Raw genomic sequence first — 21,601 nt, 5'->3', positions numbered from 1 at the left:
CCGTGCCCCGCCGACTCGTACCGTCGGCGGGGCACAGGCACATCACGGGGGAACGTCATCATGCGTACGCCATATCCGCGCACGCCGCACCTGCCCTGGTCGCCGGGGGCGTCGCCGGACGACGTGCGCACCGGGGACCTGTCGGGGCTGGCGGGGCGCGAGGTCGTCGTCACCGAGAAGCTCGACGGCGAGAACACCACGCTGTACGCGGACGGGCTGCACGCCCGGTCGCCCGACTCGGCGCACCATCCGTCCCGGGCATGGGTGAAGGCGTTGCAGGGCCGCGTCGGCCGGGCGATCCCGCCGGGCCGGCGGATCTGCGGGGAGAACATGTTCGCCCGGCACTCGCTGGGCTACCGGGAGCTGGACAGCTGGTTCTACGCGTTCTCGGTGTGGGACGGCGAGCGGTGCCTGGACTGGGACGCGACGGTGCGGTTCACCCGGCGGCTGGGGATACCGGTGCCGAAGGTGCTGTGGCGCGGTGTGTTCGACGAACGGGCGCTGCGCGGGCTGAAGTTGGCGACCGACCGGGTCGAGGGGTACGTGGTGCGGACCGTCGCGGGTTTCGACCGGGCGCGGTTCGGGTCGCGGGTGGCGAAGTGGGTGCGGCCCTCGCACGTGACGACCGACGCGCACTGGATGCTGGCGCCGGTGGTGCCCAACGGACTCGGTCCGGCGGCCGTGTTGTGGGACGTGCGCTCGGGTGCGGCACCGGACGCGGCGGCGCTGCTGGCGGCGACCGGTCTGACGGCCGGCGATCTGGGCGGCCCGGCCGCGGTGGAACGGGCGGCGGGCGCGGCGGCCGACGCGGCCGGGCGGCTGGACCTGCTGGGGCGCACCGGGGACGCGCGGCTGGCCGGGGTGCTGGCGGCGCTGGCGGTCCCGGCGCGGCGCGGCGTCGTGGCGGGCCGGCTGGCGGGGCCGCGCGGGGTCGCGCTGGGGGTGCCGCTGGCGCGCCGGGTGGCGGACCTGGCGGGGCTGTGCCACGTGCTGCGGCGGCCGTTCCCGGACGAGGAACGGCGGGCCGGGCTGGTACGGCTGGCGTCCGCGGTGGATGTCGGGGCGCTGCACGCGGTGGCGGCGGCGCTGCCGGGCGGGGCGCGGGAGCGGGAGGCGGTGCAGTGGTCCGAGCTGTGGGCGCGGGAGGCGGGGCTGCTGGGGCCGGAGCCGCTGGAGGCGCTGCGGCGCGAGGTGCGCGAGGCGCTGGACGTGGCGGACGCCGCGGCCGGTGACCGGTGCTGGGCGGTGGCCCGGCAGGCGTACGCGCTGGGCCGGATCGGCTCCGGGCGGCAGGCGGCGGCGCTGACCTGGCGGTGGCGGTCGGGGGCGTTCCCGCGGCTGGTGCAGCTGGTGGGCCCGGCGGGCAGTGGCAAGAGCACGTTCGCGGCCGGTCTCGGCGCACCGGTGGTGTCGCTGGACGGCCTGCGGGCGGCGCGCGGCGACCGGGCGGACCAGCGGGCGAACGCGGCGGTGCTGGCGGAGGGCCTGGCGCGGCTGGACGAGGCGCTGGCCCGGGCGGCGGCGGACGGCGGCACGGTGGTGTGGGACGCGACGTCGCTCAACCGGCGGCAACGGTCCGTGGTGCACGCGGTCGCGGCCCGCCGGGACGCGTTGCTGACGCACGCGGTGCTGGTCGTCGACGACGCGGAGACCGCCCGGCGCAACGCGGACCGGGCCCATCCGGTGCCGGCGGCGGTGCTGGCCCGGCAGCTGGACCGGTTCGCGCCGCCGTCCCCGGCCGAGGCGGACCGCACCTGGTACGTCGACGCGCACGCGACGGTGCGCGACACCGCGGGAACGCTCAACGACGCCGACGGGGACGGGGATTGATGCGCCGCGTACCGGCGCCGGGCCGAGCCGGACCGCACCGGCACATCGACACGCACGCGACGGTGCGCGACACCGCGGGATCGCACAACAACGGTGACAGGGACGGGGATTGATGCGTACCAGTGAGGAGATCTACCACCGGGTGCGCTGGGACGCGCGGTTCGACCCGGCGCGGTTCGTGCTGGGTGTGCGGCAGCGGGGCGCGGTGGCGAAGCGGGTGCCGTTGGCGTCGTTCGTGCCGGGCGGGGAGATCCCGTGGCACCGGGTGGAGTTCGTCGAGGCGGACGGCGAGCCGGTGTGGGACCGGGCGTCGGGCCTGGACCGGCTGGACGGTTGCGCGGCCGGCCGGGTGCGGCGGGCCCGGCTGCTGCGGGCACCGCACTTCACCGCGCGGACCCCGCACCGCTGGGACGCGGTGGCCGGCGGCTGGACGCCGGTGACCGGCGAGGGTGCCGAACGCCCGCCGGGGGACGGCCGGTTGCGGGTGCTGACCTGGAACACGCTGTGGGACCGCTACGACGCCGACCGGATCGACAGCGCGCGGCGGCGGCCGATGCTGCTGGCGGCGCTGGAGCATGCCGACGCCGACGTGGTGGCGTTGCAGGAGGTCGACGCCGCCCTGCTGCGGGCGGTGCTGAACTCCCCGTGGGTACAAGCCCGTTACCTGCTGGCCGGCGATCCAGGCGGCCGGGCGGTCGCGGACACCGGTCTGCTGCTGCTGAGCCGGTTGCCGGTACGGGAGGCGGGCGACCGGCCGCTGGGGCCGCACAAGGCCCTGCTGGCGGCCACGGTGGAGACCGCGGCGGGACCGGTGGTGGTGGCGGTCACGCATCTGTCGAGCGACCACTCCCCGGCCGGCGCGGACCGGCGGCGGTCCGAACTCGGCCTGATCGCCGAGGGGTTGGCCGGCATCGACGGCGAGGTGGTGCTGGCCGGCGACTTCAACGACGGCGGTGCGACGCCGTCGCGGGCGCTGGGCCTGTCGGACGTCTGGTCGACGGTACGCGGCGCACGCGACCGCACGCCGACCTTCGACCCGTCGGTCAATCCGCTGGCGGCGGTCTCGTCACTCACCGGGCGGGCCGCGCGGCTGGACCGGGTGCTGCTGCGCCCGGGCGGTGCGCTGCGCCCGCGAGGGGTCCGGCTGATCGGTGAACTCCCGGACGCCGAGGGCTGGTTCGCCTCGGACCACTTCGGGGTGGTGGCGGAGCTGATGCCGGAGGCGATGTCGGGGTGGTCCGTGGGGGTCGCGCCGGGGGTGCCGGGCAGGCTGAACGCGGCGGGCGGGTCGGAGGTGCTGGGCGGGTCGGAGGCGTTGGGCGAGCCTGAGGTGCTGGGCGAGCCTGAGGTGCTGGACGTACCGCCGACCGCGCGGACCGCCGTCGCGTGGATACCGCCGCGTGGCCTGTGGCCGGCCGTGCAGGAGGTCCGGCGGCGGCACGACCCGCAGGTGGACCGCTGGCCGCCGCACGTCAACGTGCTGTTTGGCTTCGTACCGGAGGCGGACTTCGACGCGGCGCTCGGACCGCTGGCGGCAGCCGTCGCCGAAGTCCCGCCGTTCGAAGCGGTGTTGGCCGGGGTGCGCTCCTTCGACCACCGTGACGACGCGACGGTGTGGCTGGACCCGGCGGCCGGCGGCGCGGCACCGTGGCAAGCGCTGCGCCGGGCGCTGGAACGACGCTTCCCCCGCTGCCGCGGCCGGGCCGAGGGCTGGACACCGCACCTGACGCTGGGCCGGACCCGCGAACCCGCCCGGCTGGCGGCGGAGTGCGCACCCCGGATCGGTGAACTGACGTCATACGTGGGCGAGTTGGCGGTGCTGTCCCGGCGCGGCGACGAACCGTTCGCGATCCGGGCGACGGTGGCACTGGGCACGGGTGAGGTGCGGTGGGCAGGGGTGCATCCGCAGGCAGGGGTGCGTCCGCGGGGGGAGGCACGTCCGCAGGGGGAGGCGGAGGGCGGGGCCGGGGGCAGCGGTACGGCTGCGGGCGGGGCGGGGATCGCGGACGGCAACGGGATCCTGGCCTGCGCGACGGACTTCGACGGTGCCGGGACCGGGGACGGCGCGACGGGCTCCGGCGACACCCGGATCTCGGACCGCGCGACGCCCGACGACACCCGGATCACGGACCGCGCGACGGCCGCCGACCGGGTCGTGGCCGGCCTCGTCGCCCGGTTGGAGGATGTCGCGGCGCGGGGTGGCGGGGTCGCGCGGGTCGTCGGGTCGCGCCGTACGGGGTGCGCGCGGGCCGGGGCCGACCTGGACCTGGTCGTCGCGCTGCCCGGTGCGGTGGACACCGGCGCGGTCCGGCGGCAGGTGGCCGCCGTGCTGCCGCCGGGCACCGCGGTACGGGAGGTGACCGGCGCCCGGGTGCCGGGGCTGCGCTGGCGGGCGGAGGGGGTGGCGGTCGACCTGGTGCTGGTCGGCACCGGTGAGGTCGCGCCGGCGGGGGCGGTCGCGCGGCGGACGGAGCTGGGCGACGCGGCGGCGGTCGCGCTGAGCGCGGTCAGCGACGCCGACGCCGTCGTGGCCGCGGTCGCCGGCCGGCACGCCGCCTTCGCCCGGCTGGCCCGCACGGTGAAGGCGTGGGCGGCCTCCCGCGGCCTGGACTCGGCGCCGTTCGGCGGGCTGCCGGGGCTGGCGTGGAGCGTCCTGGCGGCCCGAACCGTGCTGGACGCGGCGGCGGCCGGGGAGTGCGAGGGCGCCGGGACTCACGGGGTGACCGACGACGCGGCGGAGGCATTGCTGCGGCGCTTCTTCGGCACGTGGGCGGCGTGGGACTGGCGGGAGCCGGTGGCGCTGTCGCCGGCGGACTTCGCCGAATCCCGTTCCGTCGCACCGGAGTCGGGCTCCCCCGGGGTCCGTTCCGCGTGCGTCACGCAGGAGTCGGACCGCCCGGGCGATGCGCTGACCGTGCTGACGCCCACCGCGCCGGTGCGGTCGTGCACGGCGCAAGTCGGCTCGGGGACGCGGGAGTTGCTGACGGCGGAGCTGTACCGGACATGGGAGCTGCTGGCGGCCGGGGGCGGTCTCGGTGGGCCGGAGGCACCGCACCGGCGGCACGCGGCGTGGGCGGTGCTGACCGTGGACGCGGTGGGCGGTGAGGAGTTCGGCGTGACGGTGGGCCGGTTCCGGGGGCGGGTGCGGGCGCTGGCGGCGGCGTTGGAGGACGGCGGCGTACCGGACGCGCACGTCTGGCCGCGCCCGTTCAGCAGCACGCCGGACCGGCTGCGTTACGCCGTCGGGCTGGGCCGGACCCCACCGGACGCCGGACGGCTCGCCGCACTGTCGGCCCGCTGGGCGCGGGGGCTGCCCGGGGTGACGGTGACCCGGGCCGCGGGCGGGGACGTACCCACACTGGGGTAGGACCGGTCGACCGCTGGGGTAGGACCGGTCGACGGTGCCCAGGGACGTATCGGCGGCGCCCAGGGGGTGATGCGGGACGCGGTCTAGGACGCGCCGTCGCCGGCAGCCTCGCCGGGGGGCGGCTCGAAGCGGTCGACTGTTCGCCCGCTCCACGCCCGGATGACTGATGCCTGCTCGGGGGTCAGTGACTCGAAGAAGTGGCGGCGGATGTTGCCGCCGTGCACGAGGACGGCATGCCGGGCGGCGCGGCGGCCCTCGGCCGTCAGCCCGATCCCCGCGCGGCGGCCGTCGGCCCCGTACTGGGTGCGCTCGACGAAGCCGCGTTTCTCCATACGCGTCAGCTGATGCGAGACACGGCTCTTGTCCCAGCCGAGCGACTCGGAGAGCTCGCCGACACGCATCTCGGGGCCGGCGGCCTGCCACAACGTCACCAACACGCTGAACTCGGGCTTCGAGATGTCGCAGTCACGCTGCAGACCACGCTCCAGCTCCCTGGTGAGCAGGCGCTGCGCGCGCATCCAGACGTCCCAGAACTCCCACTCCTCCGGTTCCAGCGATCGGGTCTCGTTCATGTCGCCGAGGATACCGCCACCAGGAGAGTTGTCACATCAACTCGCCTCCGCCTAGAGTTGACGTGACAACTCCTCCGGAGGGAAGACCATGCCGCTCCGCATCGCACTCATTCTCGGAAGCACCCGCCCCGGACGCCGCGGCGACCAGATCGCCGCCTGGGCGCTGGAGGCCGCCCGCGCGCACGGCGGCGCCGACTACCAGCTCGTCGACCTCGCCGACCACAACCTCGGCAACCTCGACGAGCCCGGCAACCCGAACCTCCAGCAGTATCAGCACGACCACACCCGCGCCTGGGGCGCACTCATCGACGGCTTCGACGGCTACGTATTCCTCGTCCCCGAGTACAACCACTCCTACCCCGGAGCCCTGAAGAACGCCCTGGACCACGTCTACCGGGAGTGGAACGACAAGGCCGCCGGGATCATCAGCTACGGCGGCTGGGTCGCCGGGGCCCGGGCCGCCGAAGCGCTGCGGCTCGTCCTCGCCGAACTTCAGATAGCCACGGTCCGCGCTCAGCCCACCATCTCGACACACCCCTCATTCCACACCGGGGCCTTCGTCCCCCAGGAGGGCCTGGAGACCGCCGTGACGGGCATGCTCGATCAGGTGATCGCCTGGTCCGGCGCCCTGCGCGGGGTGCGCCGGGCCAGGACGCAGACGGCCATGGCTGTCTGAGGCCCGTTCGTGGCCGATCCCGTGACAGGACGTGGCGAGCCGACCGACGCCGCACGGGAGGCCGGGAAACCCCTGCTCCCGGCTACCGATGGACCGGGCCGTCCGCGGCGCGACCACCGGCGGGTGATCAACGGCGCGTTATGGCGGTGACGAACCGGCGCGCCCTGGCGCGACCCGCCGGAACGCCACGGGCCATGGCAGACCGCCTATGAGTGGTTCACCCGCTGGGAGCGCGACGGGACTTGGGCCCACCTCTGGACTCCACCAGCAACCGGTCCCATCAGCACGTGACCCGCGTGGGACGTGACCGGCGTGGGATTGGCGGGCGTAGGAGTGCAAGGCGCTGGAGTGGAAGGCGTTCGCCAGGATGAGGGCTGGTTAGGCTGCCGGTCATGGAGACGGCCATGACCAGCGGCGGGAGCGGTGAGACCGTCATCCTCGACGTGCGGGAGCTGACGTCCGATCCGGACCTGCGGGCCCGGTTCGCTGAGTCGGCCCATCGGATCCTGGCGGACCTGGTCTGCGGAGGTGCGGCACTCGGCTGGGTCGAACCGCCCTCGCCCGGCGAGGTGGCGGAACTCCTCGACCACGTCGTCTCCGCGGTGCACGCCGGCGACGGGGGCCTGCGTGCCGCTTACGTCGACCGCGGGCTGGTCGGGCTGGGGTACTGGCTGCGTTACGCGCGGCCGACCCATCGTCCGCACGCCGACCTGGAGAAGCTCGCGGTGGACGCCGCCGCCCACGGCCGCGGCGTCGGCCGGGCCCTGACCGCCGCCGTGATCGCCGACGCCAGGCGGGCCGGGATCGAGGTCCTCACCCTGGACGCCCGTGCCGACAACAGCAACGCCCTGCACCTCTACCGGTCGCTGGGCTTCAGCGAATACGGCCGGCTGCCCGACTTCGTCGCCGTCGGCACGCGCCGCTACGACAAGGTCTTCTACATGCTGGACTTCCGCCAGGAGGCCGACGGACGGCAACCGGCCGACCACGCCTGATCCCACCGGTCACGGCCGGCAGGCCGCTGGTCCGTTGCCCGGCCCACGCTCCTGGCGTGCCGTGCCGTGTCGCTCGCCCGTCCGCCCGGTGGTCGGAGTCCTACCCCGTCGGCCCCTCCGCGGGAGCGGCCGGTTCCGGGTCGGTGGCCAGGCGGGCGTGCAGGTGCTCGTCGTGGTGGGCCCCGTCGCCGAAGCGGTGCGAGGCGCGCCGGGTGCCTTCGGGGAGGTAGCCGCAGCGGTGGGCCACCCGGCAGGACACCTCGTTGCCGGCCGCGTGGGCGAGCTCGATCCGGCGGGCGCCGGCCGTGCGGAACGCCCAGCTGGTGACCGCCCTCGTCATCCGGGTGGCAACGCCCCGACCGCGGGCGGCCGGCAGCGTCCAGTAGCCGATCACCGCCGCGCCGTCCGCGCGGTCGGTCCAGCGCAGGATCACGCTGCCCAGCAGGGCGCCGTCGGTGGCGTTCCGCGCGGCGAACGAGGCGACGGCACCGCGGTCCCAGCCCTCGTCGCGAGCTTCGAGCCAGGCCAGGGCGTCGCCGCGGTCGGTTGTCGCGAGAGGGTTCCACAGGGCGATCAGCGGGTCCGCCGCCGCGGCGATCAGGTCGTCCAGCACGGTGTCCGGCCCGGCGGTCGCCCGGCCCCACGGGTGCAGCAGCACATCGCCCAGGTCGAGCGTGGTGCGGACGAAGCTCCGCCGGTCGGCGTCGTTCTGGGCGGCGGAGGTGCTCATGGCGTCCTTCCTACCCGGCCATCGGGCCGGTGGCCAGCCTTTTTCCACCGTCCACCGGTCGTGCTGAGCCCGGTGGGCGCGCAACCCGCAGCTGGGCGATCCCCCGGTTCTTCCGATCATTCATGCCGGCCGACCCTCATCTGCCCGGTGGGGACGGTCTGTTCGGGATCGGGCCGGTCGGGCCGGTCGGGCCGGTCGGGCCGGTCGGGCAGAGGAAGCCGCGGGGTCGTGGGTCGGCGGTGGACACAGCGTTCCGGATTTCCGACCCGCGCCAGGCCCTGCCGCCGCTGCGCCACTGCTCCCGGCGCCGGAAACCGCACCGCCGCCAATACCGCACCGCCAGAACCGCCCCGCCGCCCGAAACCGCACCGCCAGAACCCGCACCGCCGCCGGACCCCGCCCCGCCCCCGGAAACCGCACCCCGCCGGAGCCAGTCCCCCGACGTCCTACGCGGTCTCGCGGTCGCGTTCCCGGACGGCGTAGGCGACGACGCGGGAGCGGATCGGGGTGCGGGGGCCGGTGCGGTCGAGGCGGCCGGCGGTGACGGCGACGGCGAGGCCGGTGAGGGCGAGGGCCGCACCGACGAAGGCGGGGGACGTCCAGCCCCAGCCGGAGGCGATCGCCACGCCGCCGGCCCAGGCGCCGCCGGCGTTGGCCAGGTTGAAGGCGGCCTGGTTGGAGGCGGAGGCCAGCGTGGGGGCGTGGGACGCCTTGCGCATGACCATCATCTGGAGCGGCGTGGTGGTCGCGAAGCCGACCAGGCCGAGCAGGACCACGGCGACCAGCGCGGTCGCGGTGTGCCGGACGGCGAACGGGAAGAGCACCAGCACGACGGTCAGCGCACCGAGCGAGGTGTAGAGGGTGGGCCGCAGGGCGCGGTCGGTGAGCGGTCCCGCGATGAGCGCGCCGAGGGTCATGCCGACGCCGAACAGCGCGAGGACCACGGTGACCGTGGTGTCGGTGACGCCGGTGATCCGGGTCAGCATCGACGCCAGGTAGCTGTAGACCGCGAAGACGCCGGCGAAGCCGAAGACGGTGGTGAGCAGCCCCAGCCACACCTGGCGGTCGCGCAGCGCGCCGGCCTCGCGGCGCAGTCCGGCGGCCGGGCCGGCCGCGGGCAGTTCGGGGACCAGGACGGCCAGCGCGGCGACCGCGACCAGGCCGATCACCGCGACGACGCCGAAGGTCGCCCGCCAGCCGAGGTGCTGGCCGAGCAGGGTGGCCGCCGGGACGCCGAGGACGTTGGCGAGGGTCAGTCCGAGGAACATCTTCGCGACGTTGCGGGCGCCGCGGCCCTCGCCGCCGATCCGGAAGGCGACCACCGCGCCGACGCCGAAGAACGCGCCGTGCGGCAGGCCGGCCAAGAAGCGAGCGGCCAGCAGCGAGTCGTAGCCGGGGGCGAGCGCGGAGGCGAGGTTGCCGACGGTGAACAGCGCCATCAGGCCGATCAGCACCCGCTTGCGGGGCAGCCGCGCGCACACCGCGGTCAGCAGCGGCGCGCCGACGACCACGCCGAGGGCGTAGGAGGAGACGAGATATCCCGCCGCGGGGACGGAGGTGTGCAGGTCGGTCGCCACTTCGGGCAGCAGGCCCATCATGACGAACTCGGTGGTGCCGATGCCGAATGCCGCAACCGCGAGGGCCAGCAGGGCGAGGGGCATGGGGGTGGTGCCTTTCCGGTCGGCGGGGGCGCCGGCGAAGGGCCGGCGAGTATGTTCCTCTACTGAACAAAGTATGCGGCACGGCACTTCCCCGCATGTGACCGCTGTGCGTCAGGACGGCTACAAAACGCCGAACTCCGTTACGAATCGCCCCCGCCGCGGGCGCGCGCCCTCCCGATGGAGACGCATTTCACGCCCGGACCTCGGCGGGAACGCCCGGACCGCGGTGCGAACGCCCGGACCTCGCCGGGTACGTCCGGGCTTCGGTGGGAACGCCCATGCCTCGGTGCGAACGCCCGCGGCCTCGAAGGGGACGCCCGCCTCACCGGGAAGCCCCGCATGGGGAACGCCCGCCCTCACCGGGAAGCCGACCCCGCCGGGAAGCCCCGCGTGGGGAACGCCCCACCCCGCCGGGAAGCCCCGCACCCCCGCGGCCCCGGCCCGGACACCCCGCACCGCCCAACCCCCGGCGGGGACCCCCGGCGGGATCGTCAGTGCGGGATCTCCAGGCGGGCGGCGATCGGGCGGTGGTCGCTGCCGGTGGCCGGCAGTACCCAGGAGCTGGTGGGGTCGATGCCCCTGACCATGATCTGGTCGATCCGGGCCATCGGGAACGCGGCCGGCCAGCTGAAGCCGAACCCGTCGCCCGCCGCGCCCTGTGCCGACCGCATCTGGGCGGTGATCGGCGACAGCGCCCGGTCGTTCATCGTGCCGTTGAGGTCGCCGAGGAGGATCACGTCGTGCAGCCGTTCCTCGGCGATCGCATTGCCCAGCGCGGTGGCGCTGGTGTCGCGCTGGTCGGCGGTGAACCCGCCGTCGAAGTGCACCCGCACCGACGGCATGTGCGCCACGTAGACCGCGACCGGGCCGTAGGGCGTGGCGGCGGTGGTGCGCAGCGCGCGGGTCCAGCCCAGCTTGATGTCGACCGGCCGGGTCGCGCTGAGCGGGTACGCGCTGAACAGCGCCACCGTGCCCTCGACCGCGCGGTAGGGGTAGCGGGCGGCCAGCACGTGTTCGTAGACCGGCAGGGCCTTCGGGGTCAGCTCCTCCAGCGCGATCAGCGCGGCGCCGGAGCGGGCCACATCGCGGGCGGTGCCGGCCGGGTCGGGGTTGGCGGCGTCGACGTTGTGGGTCAGCACGGTCAGGTCGCCGCCGGCGGCGGTCTTCGGTTCGAGCAGCCCGCCGAACAGGTCGGCCCACACCAGCGCGGGCAGCAGCAGCACCAGCAGCGCGGTGACCGAGCGGCGCAGCAGCGCGGCGGCCAGCAGCACCGGCACGGCCAGGCCCAGCCAGGGCAGGAAGGTCTCCAGCAGGCTGCCGAGGTTGCCGACGCGGTTCGGCACCGCCCGGTGGAAGATCATCAGCAGTCCGGTCAGCAGCGCCAGCACCGCGATCACCCGGCCGCGCCGCCAGACGCCGCCGTCCCGCCAGGCCGCCCGCGGCCGTCCGCCGCCGGTGCGGTCCGCACGTGCCGGACGCCCGCCCCGCGCACCGCCAGCCGTCCGTGCCTGCGCCATACGCCGTCCTCGCTCGTCTCGCCGTCGCCTGCCACCCGCCGGTCCCGCCGGCCCCCGCGCGGCCCCCGCCGATCCGCCGGTACGCGGGCCGCCGGCGTTCACCCGGATGCCGTGTCGCGGCGGCCGGCCGCCCTTCGACCCTAGACCCCGCCCGCCCCACCGGTCCCCCGGCGGCGCGGCGCGGCACCGGCGCCGCGGGCCCCTCACCGGTCAGGACGCCCGGCACCCCCGACGGGTTCCGCCGTCCCCGTGCGGACCGTGCGGACCACGCCCCTCGTGGGCGACACACGTCTCGCTCGTGCGGGGTTACGGGCTCCGGCGCGACGTGTCAGCATGGAAGTGATCCGGGGACGCCGTAAGGGCGCCTCGAGACATGAACAGGAGCCGAGCCATGACGCACGTGGCTGCGCAGAATCCGGCACGCCCGCAGGCCGACAGCAGCAAGGCGCTGTACGGGGGCAAGGGCACACGACGCATCACCGTCAGGGACATCGCCGCCGCCAAGGAGCGCGGTGAGAAGTGGCCCATGCTGACCGCCTACGACGCGATGACCGCCTCCGTCTTCGACCAGGCCGGCATCCCGGTGCTGCTGGTCGGCGACTCGGCCGGCAACTGCCACCTGGGCTACGAAAGCACCGTGCCGGTCACCCTGGACGAGATGATCATGCTCTCGTCGGCCGTGGTACGCGGTACCAGCCGCTCGCTGATCGTGGGCGACCTGCCGTTCGGCTCCTACCAGGAGGGCCCGACCCAGGCGCTGCGCAGCGCCACCCGGCTGGTCAAGGAGGCCGGGGTGACCGCCGTGAAGCTGGAGGGCGGTGAGCGCTCGGCCCACCAGATCGAGCTGCTGGTGCAGGCGGGCATCCCCGTGATGGCGCACATCGGCCTGACCCCCCAGTCGGTCAACGCCTTCGGCGGCTACCCCGTGCAGGGCCGCGGCGAGGAGGCGGCCCAGCAGCTGCGCCGGGACGCCAAGGCGGTGCAGGACGCCGGCGCGTTCGCCGTCGTGCTGGAACTCGTCCCGGCCGAGCTGGCCGCCGAGGTCACCACCGCGCTGCACGTGCCGACCGTCGGCATCGGCGCCGGCTCCGGCTGCGACGCGCAGGTGCTGGTGTGGACCGACATGGCCGGCATGACCGACGGCCGGATGCCGAAGTTCGTCCGGCAGTACGCGGCGCTGCGCGAGTCGCTGGGCGACGCGGCGAAGGCGTTCGCCGACGACGTCGTGGGCGGCGCCTACCCGGCCGAGGAGCACAGCTTCCACTGACCTCCGCCGGCGTCTCGTGGCGTCCACCGACACGTTCACCGACATCCGCGGGTGCCCGTCCGGCGCCCGCCCGCTCCACCGGCCACGCCGGCGGGTCCCCCGGGAGCCGCCGGCGTCGTCGTTCCCCACCCGGAGCGGCGACTTCGGCACCGGCGCCCGTACCCGTACCGGCACCGGCGCCCGACTCCGTAACCCCGCGGAGCGCGCCCGCCGTCAGTGGGCTGTCAGCGGGTGGGCGGGGCTGTCAGTGGTCTGTCGGCCCGGTGTCGGTGGCATGGCGCAATCTAGAGGCATGACAAGCATCAAGGCGACCAGCGGCGGCGAATCGGCCGTGCGAGTTCGGGGCCTGGTCAAGCACTACGGCTCCACGAAGGCGCTCGACGGGGTGGACCTGGACGTCCGGCAGGGCACGGTCCTGGGGGTACTCGGCCCGAACGGCGCGGGGAAGACAACGCTGGTCAGGGTCCTGTCGACCCTGGTCCAGCCGGACGCCGGCACCGCGATGGTCGCCGGGTACGACGTGTTGACGCAGCCCCGGCAGCTGCGGCGGGTGATCGGGCTGACCGGGCAGTACGCCTCGGTGGACGAGAAGTTGTCCGGCCGGGAGAACCTCTACATGATCGGGCGGTTGCTGGACCTGTCCCGCAAGGACGCCCGGCGGCGGGCCGAGGAGATGCTGGAACGCTTCTCGCTCACCGAGGCCGCCAAGCGCCCCGCGGCGCAGTACTCCGGCGGTATGCGGCGTCGGCTGGACCTGGCCGCCAGCATGGTCGGCCACCCGGCCGTCCTCTACCTGGACGAGCCGACCACCGGACTGGACCCGCGCACCCGCAACGAGGTGTGGCGGGAGGTGCGGCGCATGGTGGGCGACGGCTCCACGGTGCTGCTGACCACGCAGTACATGGAGGAGGCCGAACAGCTCGCCGACGAGCTGACGGTGGTGGACCGCGGCCGGGTCATCGCCGAGGGCCGGGTCGACGAGCTGAAGGCCCGCATCGGCGGCCGCACCCTGCGGATTCGCCCGACCGACGGCCACCGGCCGGCCGAGATGGCCGAGGCACTGGCCGCCTCCCCGGTGACCGGGGTCGGCGGCGCGACCGCGGACGTCGAGGACGGCACGGTGACCGTGCCGATCGTCGACGACGACCAACTGACCGCCGTGGTACGCCTGCTGGCCGAACGCGGTTTCGGCATCGCGGAGATCGGCACCAGCCTGCCCAGTCTGGACGAGGTCTTTCTGGCCGTCACCGGACAGAAGGCGTCCGTACCGCAGGACCCGCGGCCGGCGGCCGACAACAGCGACGACCTCGAGGGGGCTGCCGTATGAGCACGGCGACGATCACACCACCGGCGGCCGTGCGGGGCGCCCGCAGCGAGGGCCGCATCGGACTGCGGGCCAACCTGCGGCACATCAGCGCGCTGGTACGGCGCAACGCGCTCCAGATCAAGCAGGACCCGGAGTCGATGTTCGACGCCCTGCTGATGCCGATCATCTTCACCCTGCTGTTCGTCTACGTCTTCGGCGGCGCGATCTCCGGCAAGGGCCACCAGGCGGCCTACGTCAACTACGTCGTCCCCGGGCTGATGGCGATGATGGGGATGAACATCGCGCAGGCGGTCGGCACCGGCATCAACGACGACTTCAAGAAGGGGGTGATGGACCGGTTCCGCACCATGCCGATCGCCCGGTCCTCGGTCCTGATCGCGAAGATCGTCGTCGAGATCGGCCGGATGCTGGTCGCCACCGCGATCCTGCTGGGCATGGGCTTCGCGCTCGGCATGACCGTCCACACCGATGTGCTGCACCTGCTGGCCGCCGTGGTGTTGTCGCTGGTCTTCGGCGCGTCCTTGATGTGGATCTTCATCCTGCTGGGTCTGACCATGAAGACGGCCCAGTCCGTGCAAGGGGTGGCGATGCTGGTGCTGATGCCGCTCCAGTTCGGCAGCTCGATCTTCGCGCCGACCACCACGATGCCGGGCTGGCTCCAGTCGTTCACCGACGTCAACCCGCTGTCCAACCTGGCCGACGCCTCCCGCGCGCTGGTCAACGGCGGCGCGGTGGCGCACTCGGTGTGGATGACGCTGGCCTGGGCGATCGGCATCACCGCGGTCACCGCGCCGCTGGCGGTCATGCGGTTCCGCAAGAAGGCGTGAGGCAGCGGGATGTGACGTCGCGTCAGGTACGCGGGTCATATCCCTCCGCCCCGGAAGGCGGGTCGCGTCGCGTCGGCGACATGGCGCCGGCCGTCCGAAGTCGGGTCCGGGATGTGACGTCGCGTCAGTCGCGTGGCGTCACGTCAGTTCAACGCGTCGCGCACCAGGGCGGCGGCCTCCTGCGGGGTGAGGCCGCCGCCCTCGGCGTACGCGGCCGTGTAGGCGTCGTCGCCGAGCACCGCGCGGCACACCGTCTCGGCGAGGGCCATCTCCGCGCGTTCCAGCGGAACGGTCTGGTTGGGCCGGACACCGCGGTTGACGGCCAGCAGCATCGTGGCGTGCCGGGCGCGGACCGGGGTGCGCGGGTCGGCGGCGGCCGGGTCGTGTTCGGCGACGCGGGTGAGCAGTGCGGTGACCACCGGCAGGATCACCATGCCGATGCGCGGCACGAAGATCTCGGCCAGCGGGTGCGCGTACAGGTCGTCCAGTCCGGCGCGGGCCAGCTCCAGGCCGCGGTCGCCGTGGTCGGCCCGGGCGGCCAGCCAGCCCTTGACGCACAGCAGGACGCCGCGCACCAGCTCCTGCGGCAGGGTGGTGGCCGGCTCCAGCATGAGGTCGACCAGTTCGCCGGCCTCCGCCAGCCGGCCCTGGTGGCACAAGCAGGCGACCAGGCTGATGCGGCCGTGGAAGACCGCGCCGATCGCGCTCTGGCCCATCCGCAGGCCCTCGTCGACGCCGGCCCGCAGCAGCCTCTCGCCCTCCTGCGGGTCGCCGCCGTTGAGCACCGCCTCACCGAGCCGGACCGTCAGCTCGGGAACCTGCTGGTGGGCGCCGAGTTCGCGGGCGAGCGCCATCGCCTCGCGGCAGCAGCGGGCGGTGTCCTGCCAGTCGCCGCGCCGGCTCACCGACTCGGCCTGCGCGGACAGCGCCTCGGCCATCCCCCAGCGGTCGCCGACCCGGGCGAACAGCTCACGGCTCTCGCGCACGTCGCCCATGAAGTCCCGTTCGCCGGCCCGGTCGTCGAGCGCCTTGGCCCGCAGCTGGAGGGCGAACGCCAGCTCCCAGACCCGGCCGTGGGCCCGGCAGGCGTCGACGAGTTCGTCCAGCAGCACGATCAGCCGGTCGAAGTCGCCGGTGAGGAAGGCGGCGAACGGCCGGACCAGGCCGGGGCGGGCGCCGGACTGCGGCAGGTGCGGCGGGTAGGCGGCGATGACGGCGGCGCCGAACTCCCGGTCGTCGCCGCGCGCCAGGTGGTCCAGGCTCTCCTCCCACACCGCCATGCCGGCGGTGCGGATCCAGCGGCGGGCCTCGTCGAGCTGGCCTGGCGGGAAGGGCAGTTCGACCTCCAGCGGGGTCAGGTCGAGCGGCAGCAGTGCCGGCCGGGGCACGGCGAACGGGTCGGGTCCCAGCGCGGCGACGGCCGGCAGCCAACTGCGGATCTCAGTCCGGTAGTTGCGCATCATCCAGAACCAGACGCAGGCGAGGGCCAGTTGCAGCGCCTCGGGCTCGTCGGCGGCGTCGACCGCGCGGCGCAGCGCGGCCCGCAGGTTGTCGTGCTCGCGCTCGAACAGCTCCAGCCAGCGCAGCTGTTCGGGGCCGCGCAGGTAGGGGTCGGCGGTGCGGGCGTACTCGCGGAAGTAGGACAGGTGCCGGCGCTCGACCGCGTCGCGTTCGCCGGACTCGGTGAGCCGGTCGGCGGCGTACTCCCCGATGGTCTCCAGGGTGCGGTAACGGGCGGCGGGGGCGCTGAAGTCGGCCACCACCAGGGACTTGTCGACCAGCGCGCCCAACAGGGCCGCCACGTCGAGGGGTTCGACCCCGCCGCCGGCGCAGACCGCTTCGGCGGCGGTGAGGTCGCAGCCGCCGGAGAAGACCGACAGCCGTCGCAGCAGGGCGCGTTCGGCCGGTTCCAGCAGGTCCCAGCTCCAGTCGACGACCGCGCGCAGCGTCTGCTGGCGTGGCAGCACGGTACGGCTGCCGGCGGTCAGCAGGCGGAAGCGGTCGTCGAGCCGCTCCGCGATCTGACGTGGCGTCAGGATGCGCAGCCGGGCGGCGGCCAGCTCGATGGCGAGCGGCAGGCCGTCCAGGCGGCGGCAGATCTCGGCGCAGGCGCCCGGGTCGTCGTCCGGGGTGAAGCCGGGGCGGGCGGCGGCACCCCGGTCGGCCAGCAGGCGCAGCGCGGTCGGCACCGGCAGCGGGTCGACCGGGCGGGTCAACTCCCCCGGCACACCGAGGGGTTCGCGGCTGGTGGCGAGCACCGTGACGCCGGGGCAGTGCGTCAGCAGGCGTTCGGCGAGGGCGGCGCAGGCGTCGATGACGTGTTCGCAGTTGTCCAGCACGAGCAGCAGGCGGCGGCCGGCGCAGTACTCGGTCAGGGTGCGGACCGGGTCGGGGTCGCGGGGTTCGGCGGCCAGCGCCTTGTCGGCGGTGGAGTGCAGGGCGATCTCGCGCAGCCCGAGGGCGTTGAGCACCGCCTCCGCGACGGTGGCACCCTCGGCGACCGGGGCCAGCTCGGCCAGCCAGACCTCGCCGGGCCAGCGCTCACCGAACCGGTCGGCGGCCTCCTGCGACAGCCGGGTCTTGCCGGAGCCGCCGGGCCCGGTGAGCGTCACCAGGCGGGCGGCCGCCAGGTCCTCGCCGATGCCGCGCAGGTCCGCCTCCCGTCCGACGAAGCTGGTCAGCCGGGCCCGCAGATTGCCCCCGGGCCGCCCGGGCGCCTCCGGCGGGACGGCACCGGGGCGGGCCGCGTGCGCGGAGCCGGGCGCTTGCACGGAGCCGGGGTCGTGCGCGGGGCCGGACGTCGGCGCAGGGCGGGGCGCGTGCGCGGGGCCGGGGTCGGCGGACGCGGCGGAGTGGGTGGAGCCGGGGTCGGCGGGCGCGGCGGGGTGCGCGGAGCCGGCGGACGCATCGGGGTGCGCGGGGCCGGGGCGGCCGGTGCCGGAGCCGGGGTGGCTGCCGACGGAGTGGTTGCCGCCGGAGTGGCTGCCGCCCCCGGAGAGGCTCCCGTCGGAGTGGCTCCCGTCGGAGTGGTTGCCGCTGCCGGGGAGGCCCGTGCCGGAGCGGCCGTCGACCTCGGAGGGGCTCGCGCCGGCCGGGCTCGCGCCGCGGTGGCCGGCCGGCGCCTTGGCGCGCAGCGGCGGCTCGCTCGTTCCGCGGAGCAACTCCCCGTGCAGGGCGCGCAGTTCGGGGCCGGGGTCGGTGCCGAGGCGGTCGGCGATGGCGGCCCGGACGGTGCCGTAGGCGTCGAGGGCGTCGGCGGTGCGGCCGGCGTCGCGCAGGGCACGGATGTGCAGGGTGTGCAGCGCCTCGTTGAGCGGCTGCTCGGCGCACAGGGCGGCCAGTTCCGGCAGCACGCGTTCGGCACGGCCCAGAGCGAGGCCGGCGGTCAGCCGCAGACGTATCGCGTCGTCGCGCAGCGCCCCGCAGCGGGCGGCCTCGCCGGTGCGGGCGGGCAGGTCGGCCAGCGGCGGGCCGGTCCACAGCGCGAGGGCGTCGTCCAGCAGCGCCGCCGCCTTCGCCGGGTCGCCGTCGTCCAGCGCGCGGGCGCCGTCGGCCACCAGGCGTTCGAAGCGGAACAGGTCGACGTCGTCGCGGGTGGCGGCCAGCCGGTAGCCGCCGTCGACGGAGGTGACCGCGCCGGCACCGAGGGCACGGCGCAGCCGGGCGACGAGCGCCTGAAGGGCACCGGCCGCGTCGGCGGGCGGGTCGTCGTCCCAGACCTCGGCGATCAGCGCGCCAGCGCCGGTGGTATGGCCGGGGCGCAGCGCGAGCGCCGCCAGCAGGGCCCGCAGCCGTGCTCCGCCCAGGGACACGGACGTGCCGTCGTCACGGTGGGCCCGGGCCGGGCCGAACAGGCTGATGCGCATCCCCCCATTCTGGTGGACGCGCGGTGCGAGCGGCGGCGAAGCCTCCGGCCGGGGGCGGTGCGCCGGTCCGCGGGGCGTTCCGCGGGACGTTCCGCCGGGTGCCGCCGAAGGCCGCCGGGCGCCGGGGCGGGGGCCGGAGGGCTTCCCGGCCGGCGAGGAAGCCGTAGCGGCCGGGGAACGGGAGCCACCGCCGCCGGGGCCGGGGACCGTCACGGGCGGCGAGGGAAATCCCCCGGGGCCCGCCCCGGAGGCCGTCACGGCCCGCCCCGGAAGCCCTCGCGCCCCGGCCCCGGAGGCTCTCGCTCCCCGGACCCGGAGGCCATCGCGCCCCGGCCCCGGAAGCCGTCGCGGCCCGGCCCCGGAGGCCGCCGTGACCGGGGTCACCGGGGCGCCGACGGGCGCGGGCGGGCGCGGGGCGGGGCGGGTGCTACCGTCCGCGCATGACGACCGCAGCGGCCAGCCATGAGCGCCGGATCAGTCCCGTATTCATCGGCCTGGCCCTGATAATGGGCGTGTCGGGCTGGGCGGTGTGGGACGGGTACTCGATCAACACCGGCTTCGGGGTCTTCCTGTTCGTGGTGTCGGGCTGGGTCGTCTCGCTGTGCCTGCACGAGTACGCGCACGCCAGGACCGCGCTGCACGGCGGCGACATCTCGGTGGGCGCCAAGGGCTACCTGACGCTGAACCCGCTGAAGTACACGCACGCGGCGCTGAGCATCGTGCTGCCGGTGGTCTTCGTGATCCTGGGCGGCATCGGCCTGCCGGGCGGCGCGGTGTTCATCGAGCGCGGCCGGATCCGGGGGCGGTGGAAGCACAGCCTGGTCTCGGCGGCCGGTCCGCTGACCAACGTGCTGTTCGCGCTGCTGCTGGTGGTGGCGTTCGCGCTCGGCGGCCCCGCGGACGGCCTGCCGACCCCGTTCCGCTCGGCGCTGGCGTTCCTGGTGCTGCTCCAGATCAGCGCGGCGATCCTCAACTTCCTGCCGGTCCCGGGCCTGGACGGCTACGGCGTGATCGAGCCGTGGCTGTCGCACGGCGTGCGCCGCCAGGTCGAGCCGTTCGCGCCGTTCGGCATGATCGCGGTCTTCGGCTGCCTGTACATCCCGACGGTCAACGCCGGCTTCTGGGACCTCATATACGGGATCATGAACACGCTCAACGTGCCGGACTACTACGCGGCGAACGGCTACGCCTGGTTCCAGTTCTGGCACGGCGCGCCGACTCTGTGACGGCCCCGGCGGACACCGCCGGCGAGGGACCGCAGGAGGCGGACACCGTCCGGCGGGAGGAACCGCCGGCGGTGGACCCGTCAGAGGCGGACACCGTCGGCGCGAGGCACCATCGGCGGCGGACGCCGTCCGGCGGGAGGGCTCGTCGGCGCGAGGAACCGCCGTTCGGCCCCCCGCCGCCAAGCGGGAGCACCGCCGGACGCGAGGCGACCGTCAGCGGGAGGCGCGGGCCTTGCGCAGGTAGTACCAGGCCATGTTGCTGGACAGGCCCGCCAGCAGCACCCACACGATGCCGATGAGGCTGCCGCGGGCGAACGACACGACGGCGGCGGCCACCGCCAGCACGCAGACGACGGCGGCGAACCAGGCGAGTCGACCGGTCGGGCCGAAGGGGGCGGCGGGGGCCATGGGGGACGCTCCAGGATCGGTAGGGCTGCTCGGCCATTCTTCCCCATGGTCCCTCATGCCCGCCGCGCCCTCCGCCCCGACCGCCGGCCTCCCCCGGCCCCGCGCCCGCCCGGACTCCGGCCCCGCGCCGACTCCTGCGCCGGACCAGCACCCGGCCCACGCTCAGGCCCGCACCGGCTCACACCTCGGCCCCGCGCCCACGCACCCGTCGGCCCCGCACCGGATCACATCCCGGCCCCGCGCCCACGCACCCGTCGGCAAGCCGCACCCGGCCCGCGCTCACGCGCCGCGCCGCACCGGCTCACACGTCCGTGAGCCGCACCCCGGCGTGCGCCTTGTAGCGGCGGTTGACGGAGATCAGGTTGGCGACCAGCGACTCGACCTGGTGGGCGTTGCGCAGCCGGCCGGCGAAGACGCCGCGCATGCCGGGGATGCGGCCGGCCAGTGCCTGGACGGTCTCGGCGTCGGCGCGGCGGTCGGCGAGGACCATGACGTCGGTGTCGATGGTCTCCACGGCGGGGTCCTGGAGCAGGACGGCCGACAGGTGGTGGAAGGCGGCGGCTACCCGGGAGTCCGGCAGCAGGGCGGCGGCCTGCTCGGCGGCGCTGCCCTCCTCGGGGGTGAGGGCGTAGGCGCCCTGCTTGTCGAAGCCGAGCGGGTTGACGCAGTCGACGACCAGCTTGCCGGCCAGTTCCTCGCGCAGCGCCTCCAGGGTCTTGGCGTGGCCCTCCCAGGGCACGGCGACGATCACCACGTCGCAGGCGCGGGCGCAGCCGGCGTTGTCCAGGCCCTCGACACCGTGGCCGAGTTCGGCGGCGGCGGTCCCGGCGCGGGTGGCGTCGCGGGAGCCGATGACGACCCGGTGGCCGGCCAGGGCGAAGCGCAGCGCGAGGCCGCGGCCCTGGTCACCGGTGCCGCCGAGTACACCGATGGCGAGGCCGGAGACGTCCGGCAGGTCCCAGGGGTCCTTGGCCGGCGCCTTGGCGGGGCCCTTCGGGTCGGCGGCGGAGGCCGCGGCGTCCTGGGCGGGGGCGTTCGCGTCATTGGTCATGACCGGAACCCTACTCGCTGGTAGCCGCCAGTTCCCGCTGGTCGCCGTCAGTCCTTGGCATCCCACTCGTCGTTGCGCTCGGAGACCGTCGCCATCGCGTTGGCGGCCGCCTCCCGGCTGGGGTACGGGCCCATCCGGTCGCGGCCGGCGCACTCGGGGCCCTCCTCGACCTTGTGGTGCTTGACGCAGTAGTACCACTCGCCGGCCTTGCCGGTCGGCTTGCCGCTGAACAGTCCCATGTCGTCCTCCTGGAGCCGTGGGCCGCCGTCACGGCCCCCTGC

Annotated in this window: 16 protein-coding genes and 1 pseudogene; 9 read left to right on the top strand and 8 right to left on the bottom strand. The window is 75.2% G+C overall.

Translation table 11 applies throughout. From position 1 onward, the window contains the following. Positions 1-60: 60 nt before the first annotated feature. Together POF43_RS02760 and POF43_RS02755 are read left to right on the top strand one after the other, a co-directional pair. Entirely contained in the window at positions 61-1,830 is a 1,770-nt protein-coding gene (locus tag POF43_RS02760) for an RNA ligase family protein (protein WP_282704377.1), read from the top strand. A 112-nt stretch (positions 1,831-1,942) separates the two neighbouring features. Then, positions 1,943-5,197 (top strand): RNA repair domain-containing protein, encoded by a 3,255-nt coding sequence (locus POF43_RS02755; protein WP_282704376.1) that lies wholly within the window; start codon positions 1,943-1,945, stop codon positions 5,195-5,197. A gap of 83 nt (positions 5,198-5,280) precedes the next feature. On the opposite strand, the gene POF43_RS02750 is transcribed toward POF43_RS02755, so the two are convergent. Further along, the gene (locus POF43_RS02750; protein ID WP_271316944.1) at positions 5,281-5,769 is read right to left on the bottom strand and encodes a MarR family winged helix-turn-helix transcriptional regulator; all 489 of its coding nucleotides are present in this window, start codon (positions 5,767-5,769) and stop codon (positions 5,281-5,283) included. Between the two features lie 88 nt (positions 5,770-5,857). Here POF43_RS02750 and POF43_RS02745 point away from each other — a divergent pair, with 88 nt between their 5' ends. The 3 genes and pseudogenes from POF43_RS02745 to POF43_RS02735 all read left to right on the top strand — a co-directional run bounded on the left by POF43_RS02745 (position 5,858) and on the right by POF43_RS02735 (position 7,440). Next, the gene (locus POF43_RS02745; RefSeq protein WP_271325208.1) at positions 5,858-6,445 is read left to right on the top strand and encodes an NADPH-dependent FMN reductase; all 588 of its coding nucleotides are present in this window, start codon (positions 5,858-5,860) and stop codon (positions 6,443-6,445) included. A gap of 162 nt (positions 6,446-6,607) precedes the next feature. Beyond that, positions 6,608-6,736 (top strand): annotated as a pseudogene (locus POF43_RS35075) (IS5/IS1182 family transposase); the annotation flags it as partial. Positions 6,737-6,837: 101 nt separating this feature from the next. Next, positions 6,838-7,440, top strand: a complete 603-nt coding sequence (locus tag POF43_RS02735) for a GNAT family N-acetyltransferase (protein ID WP_271325209.1) — start codon at positions 6,838-6,840, stop codon at positions 7,438-7,440. A 100-nt stretch (positions 7,441-7,540) separates the two neighbouring features. On the opposite strand, the gene POF43_RS02730 is transcribed toward POF43_RS02735, so the two are convergent. From POF43_RS02730 to POF43_RS02720, 3 genes are all read right to left on the bottom strand, one after another. Continuing rightward, positions 7,541-8,170 carry a GNAT family N-acetyltransferase gene (locus POF43_RS02730; RefSeq protein WP_271325210.1) on the bottom strand — a complete coding sequence of 210 codons (630 nt, stop codon included), beginning with the start codon at positions 8,168-8,170 and terminating at the stop codon, positions 7,541-7,543. A gap of 446 nt (positions 8,171-8,616) precedes the next feature. Beyond that, positions 8,617-9,831 carry an MFS transporter gene (locus POF43_RS02725; protein ID WP_271325905.1) on the bottom strand — a complete coding sequence of 405 codons (1,215 nt, stop codon included), beginning with the start codon at positions 9,829-9,831 and terminating at the stop codon, positions 8,617-8,619. A 491-nt stretch (positions 9,832-10,322) separates the two neighbouring features. Then, positions 10,323-11,348 (bottom strand): endonuclease/exonuclease/phosphatase family protein, encoded by a 1,026-nt coding sequence (locus POF43_RS02720; RefSeq protein WP_271326028.1) that lies wholly within the window; start codon positions 11,346-11,348, stop codon positions 10,323-10,325. A gap of 391 nt (positions 11,349-11,739) precedes the next feature. Between POF43_RS02720 and panB the strand changes: the two genes are divergently transcribed. From panB to POF43_RS02705, 3 genes are all read left to right on the top strand, one after another. Beyond that, positions 11,740-12,615, top strand: coding sequence for a 3-methyl-2-oxobutanoate hydroxymethyltransferase (gene panB, locus POF43_RS02715; protein WP_271324864.1), 876 nt, complete (start codon positions 11,740-11,742; stop codon positions 12,613-12,615). A 292-nt stretch (positions 12,616-12,907) separates the two neighbouring features. Then, on the top strand, positions 12,908-13,942 hold the full coding sequence (locus POF43_RS02710) for an ATP-binding cassette domain-containing protein (RefSeq protein ID WP_271324865.1): 1,035 nt from the start codon (positions 12,908-12,910) through the stop codon (positions 13,940-13,942). Beyond that, on the top strand, positions 13,939-14,769 hold the full coding sequence (locus tag POF43_RS02705) for an ABC transporter permease (protein WP_271324866.1): 831 nt from the start codon (positions 13,939-13,941) through the stop codon (positions 14,767-14,769). The genes POF43_RS02710 and POF43_RS02705 overlap by 4 nt, the downstream gene beginning before the upstream one ends. Before the next feature lie 143 nt (positions 14,770-14,912). On the opposite strand, the gene POF43_RS02700 is transcribed toward POF43_RS02705, so the two are convergent. Next, positions 14,913-18,635 (bottom strand): AfsR/SARP family transcriptional regulator, encoded by a 3,723-nt coding sequence (locus POF43_RS02700; RefSeq protein WP_282704375.1) that lies wholly within the window; start codon positions 18,633-18,635, stop codon positions 14,913-14,915. 440 nt (positions 18,636-19,075) lie between these two features. Here POF43_RS02700 and POF43_RS02695 point away from each other — a divergent pair, with 440 nt between their 5' ends. Beyond that, positions 19,076-19,861 (top strand): site-2 protease family protein, encoded by a 786-nt coding sequence (locus tag POF43_RS02695; RefSeq protein WP_271318775.1) that lies wholly within the window; start codon positions 19,076-19,078, stop codon positions 19,859-19,861. Positions 19,862-20,074: 213 nt separating this feature from the next. Here POF43_RS02695 and POF43_RS02690 read toward each other — a convergent pair whose 3' ends face one another. From POF43_RS02690 to POF43_RS02680, 3 genes are all read right to left on the bottom strand, one after another. Beyond that, positions 20,075-20,269, bottom strand: a complete 195-nt coding sequence (locus POF43_RS02690) for a hypothetical protein (RefSeq protein WP_271318776.1) — start codon at positions 20,267-20,269, stop codon at positions 20,075-20,077. A 301-nt stretch (positions 20,270-20,570) separates the two neighbouring features. Further along, positions 20,571-21,320, bottom strand: coding sequence for an NADPH-dependent F420 reductase (npdG, locus tag POF43_RS02685; RefSeq protein ID WP_271314581.1), 750 nt, complete (start codon positions 21,318-21,320; stop codon positions 20,571-20,573). A gap of 47 nt (positions 21,321-21,367) precedes the next feature. After that, positions 21,368-21,559: a hypothetical protein gene (locus POF43_RS02680; RefSeq protein ID WP_271314580.1), complete on the bottom strand. Its 192-nt coding sequence runs from the start codon at positions 21,557-21,559 to the stop codon at positions 21,368-21,370. Positions 21,560-21,601: the final 42 nt, after the last annotated feature.

It is taken from the genome of Streptantibioticus silvisoli (assembly GCF_027947535.2).
Classification (GTDB): Bacteria; Actinomycetota; Actinomycetes; order Streptomycetales; family Streptomycetaceae; genus Streptantibioticus_C; species Streptantibioticus_C silvisoli.
The sequence above is the reverse complement of the archived record's forward strand: the minus strand, read 5'-3'. Positions and strand labels throughout refer to the sequence as shown.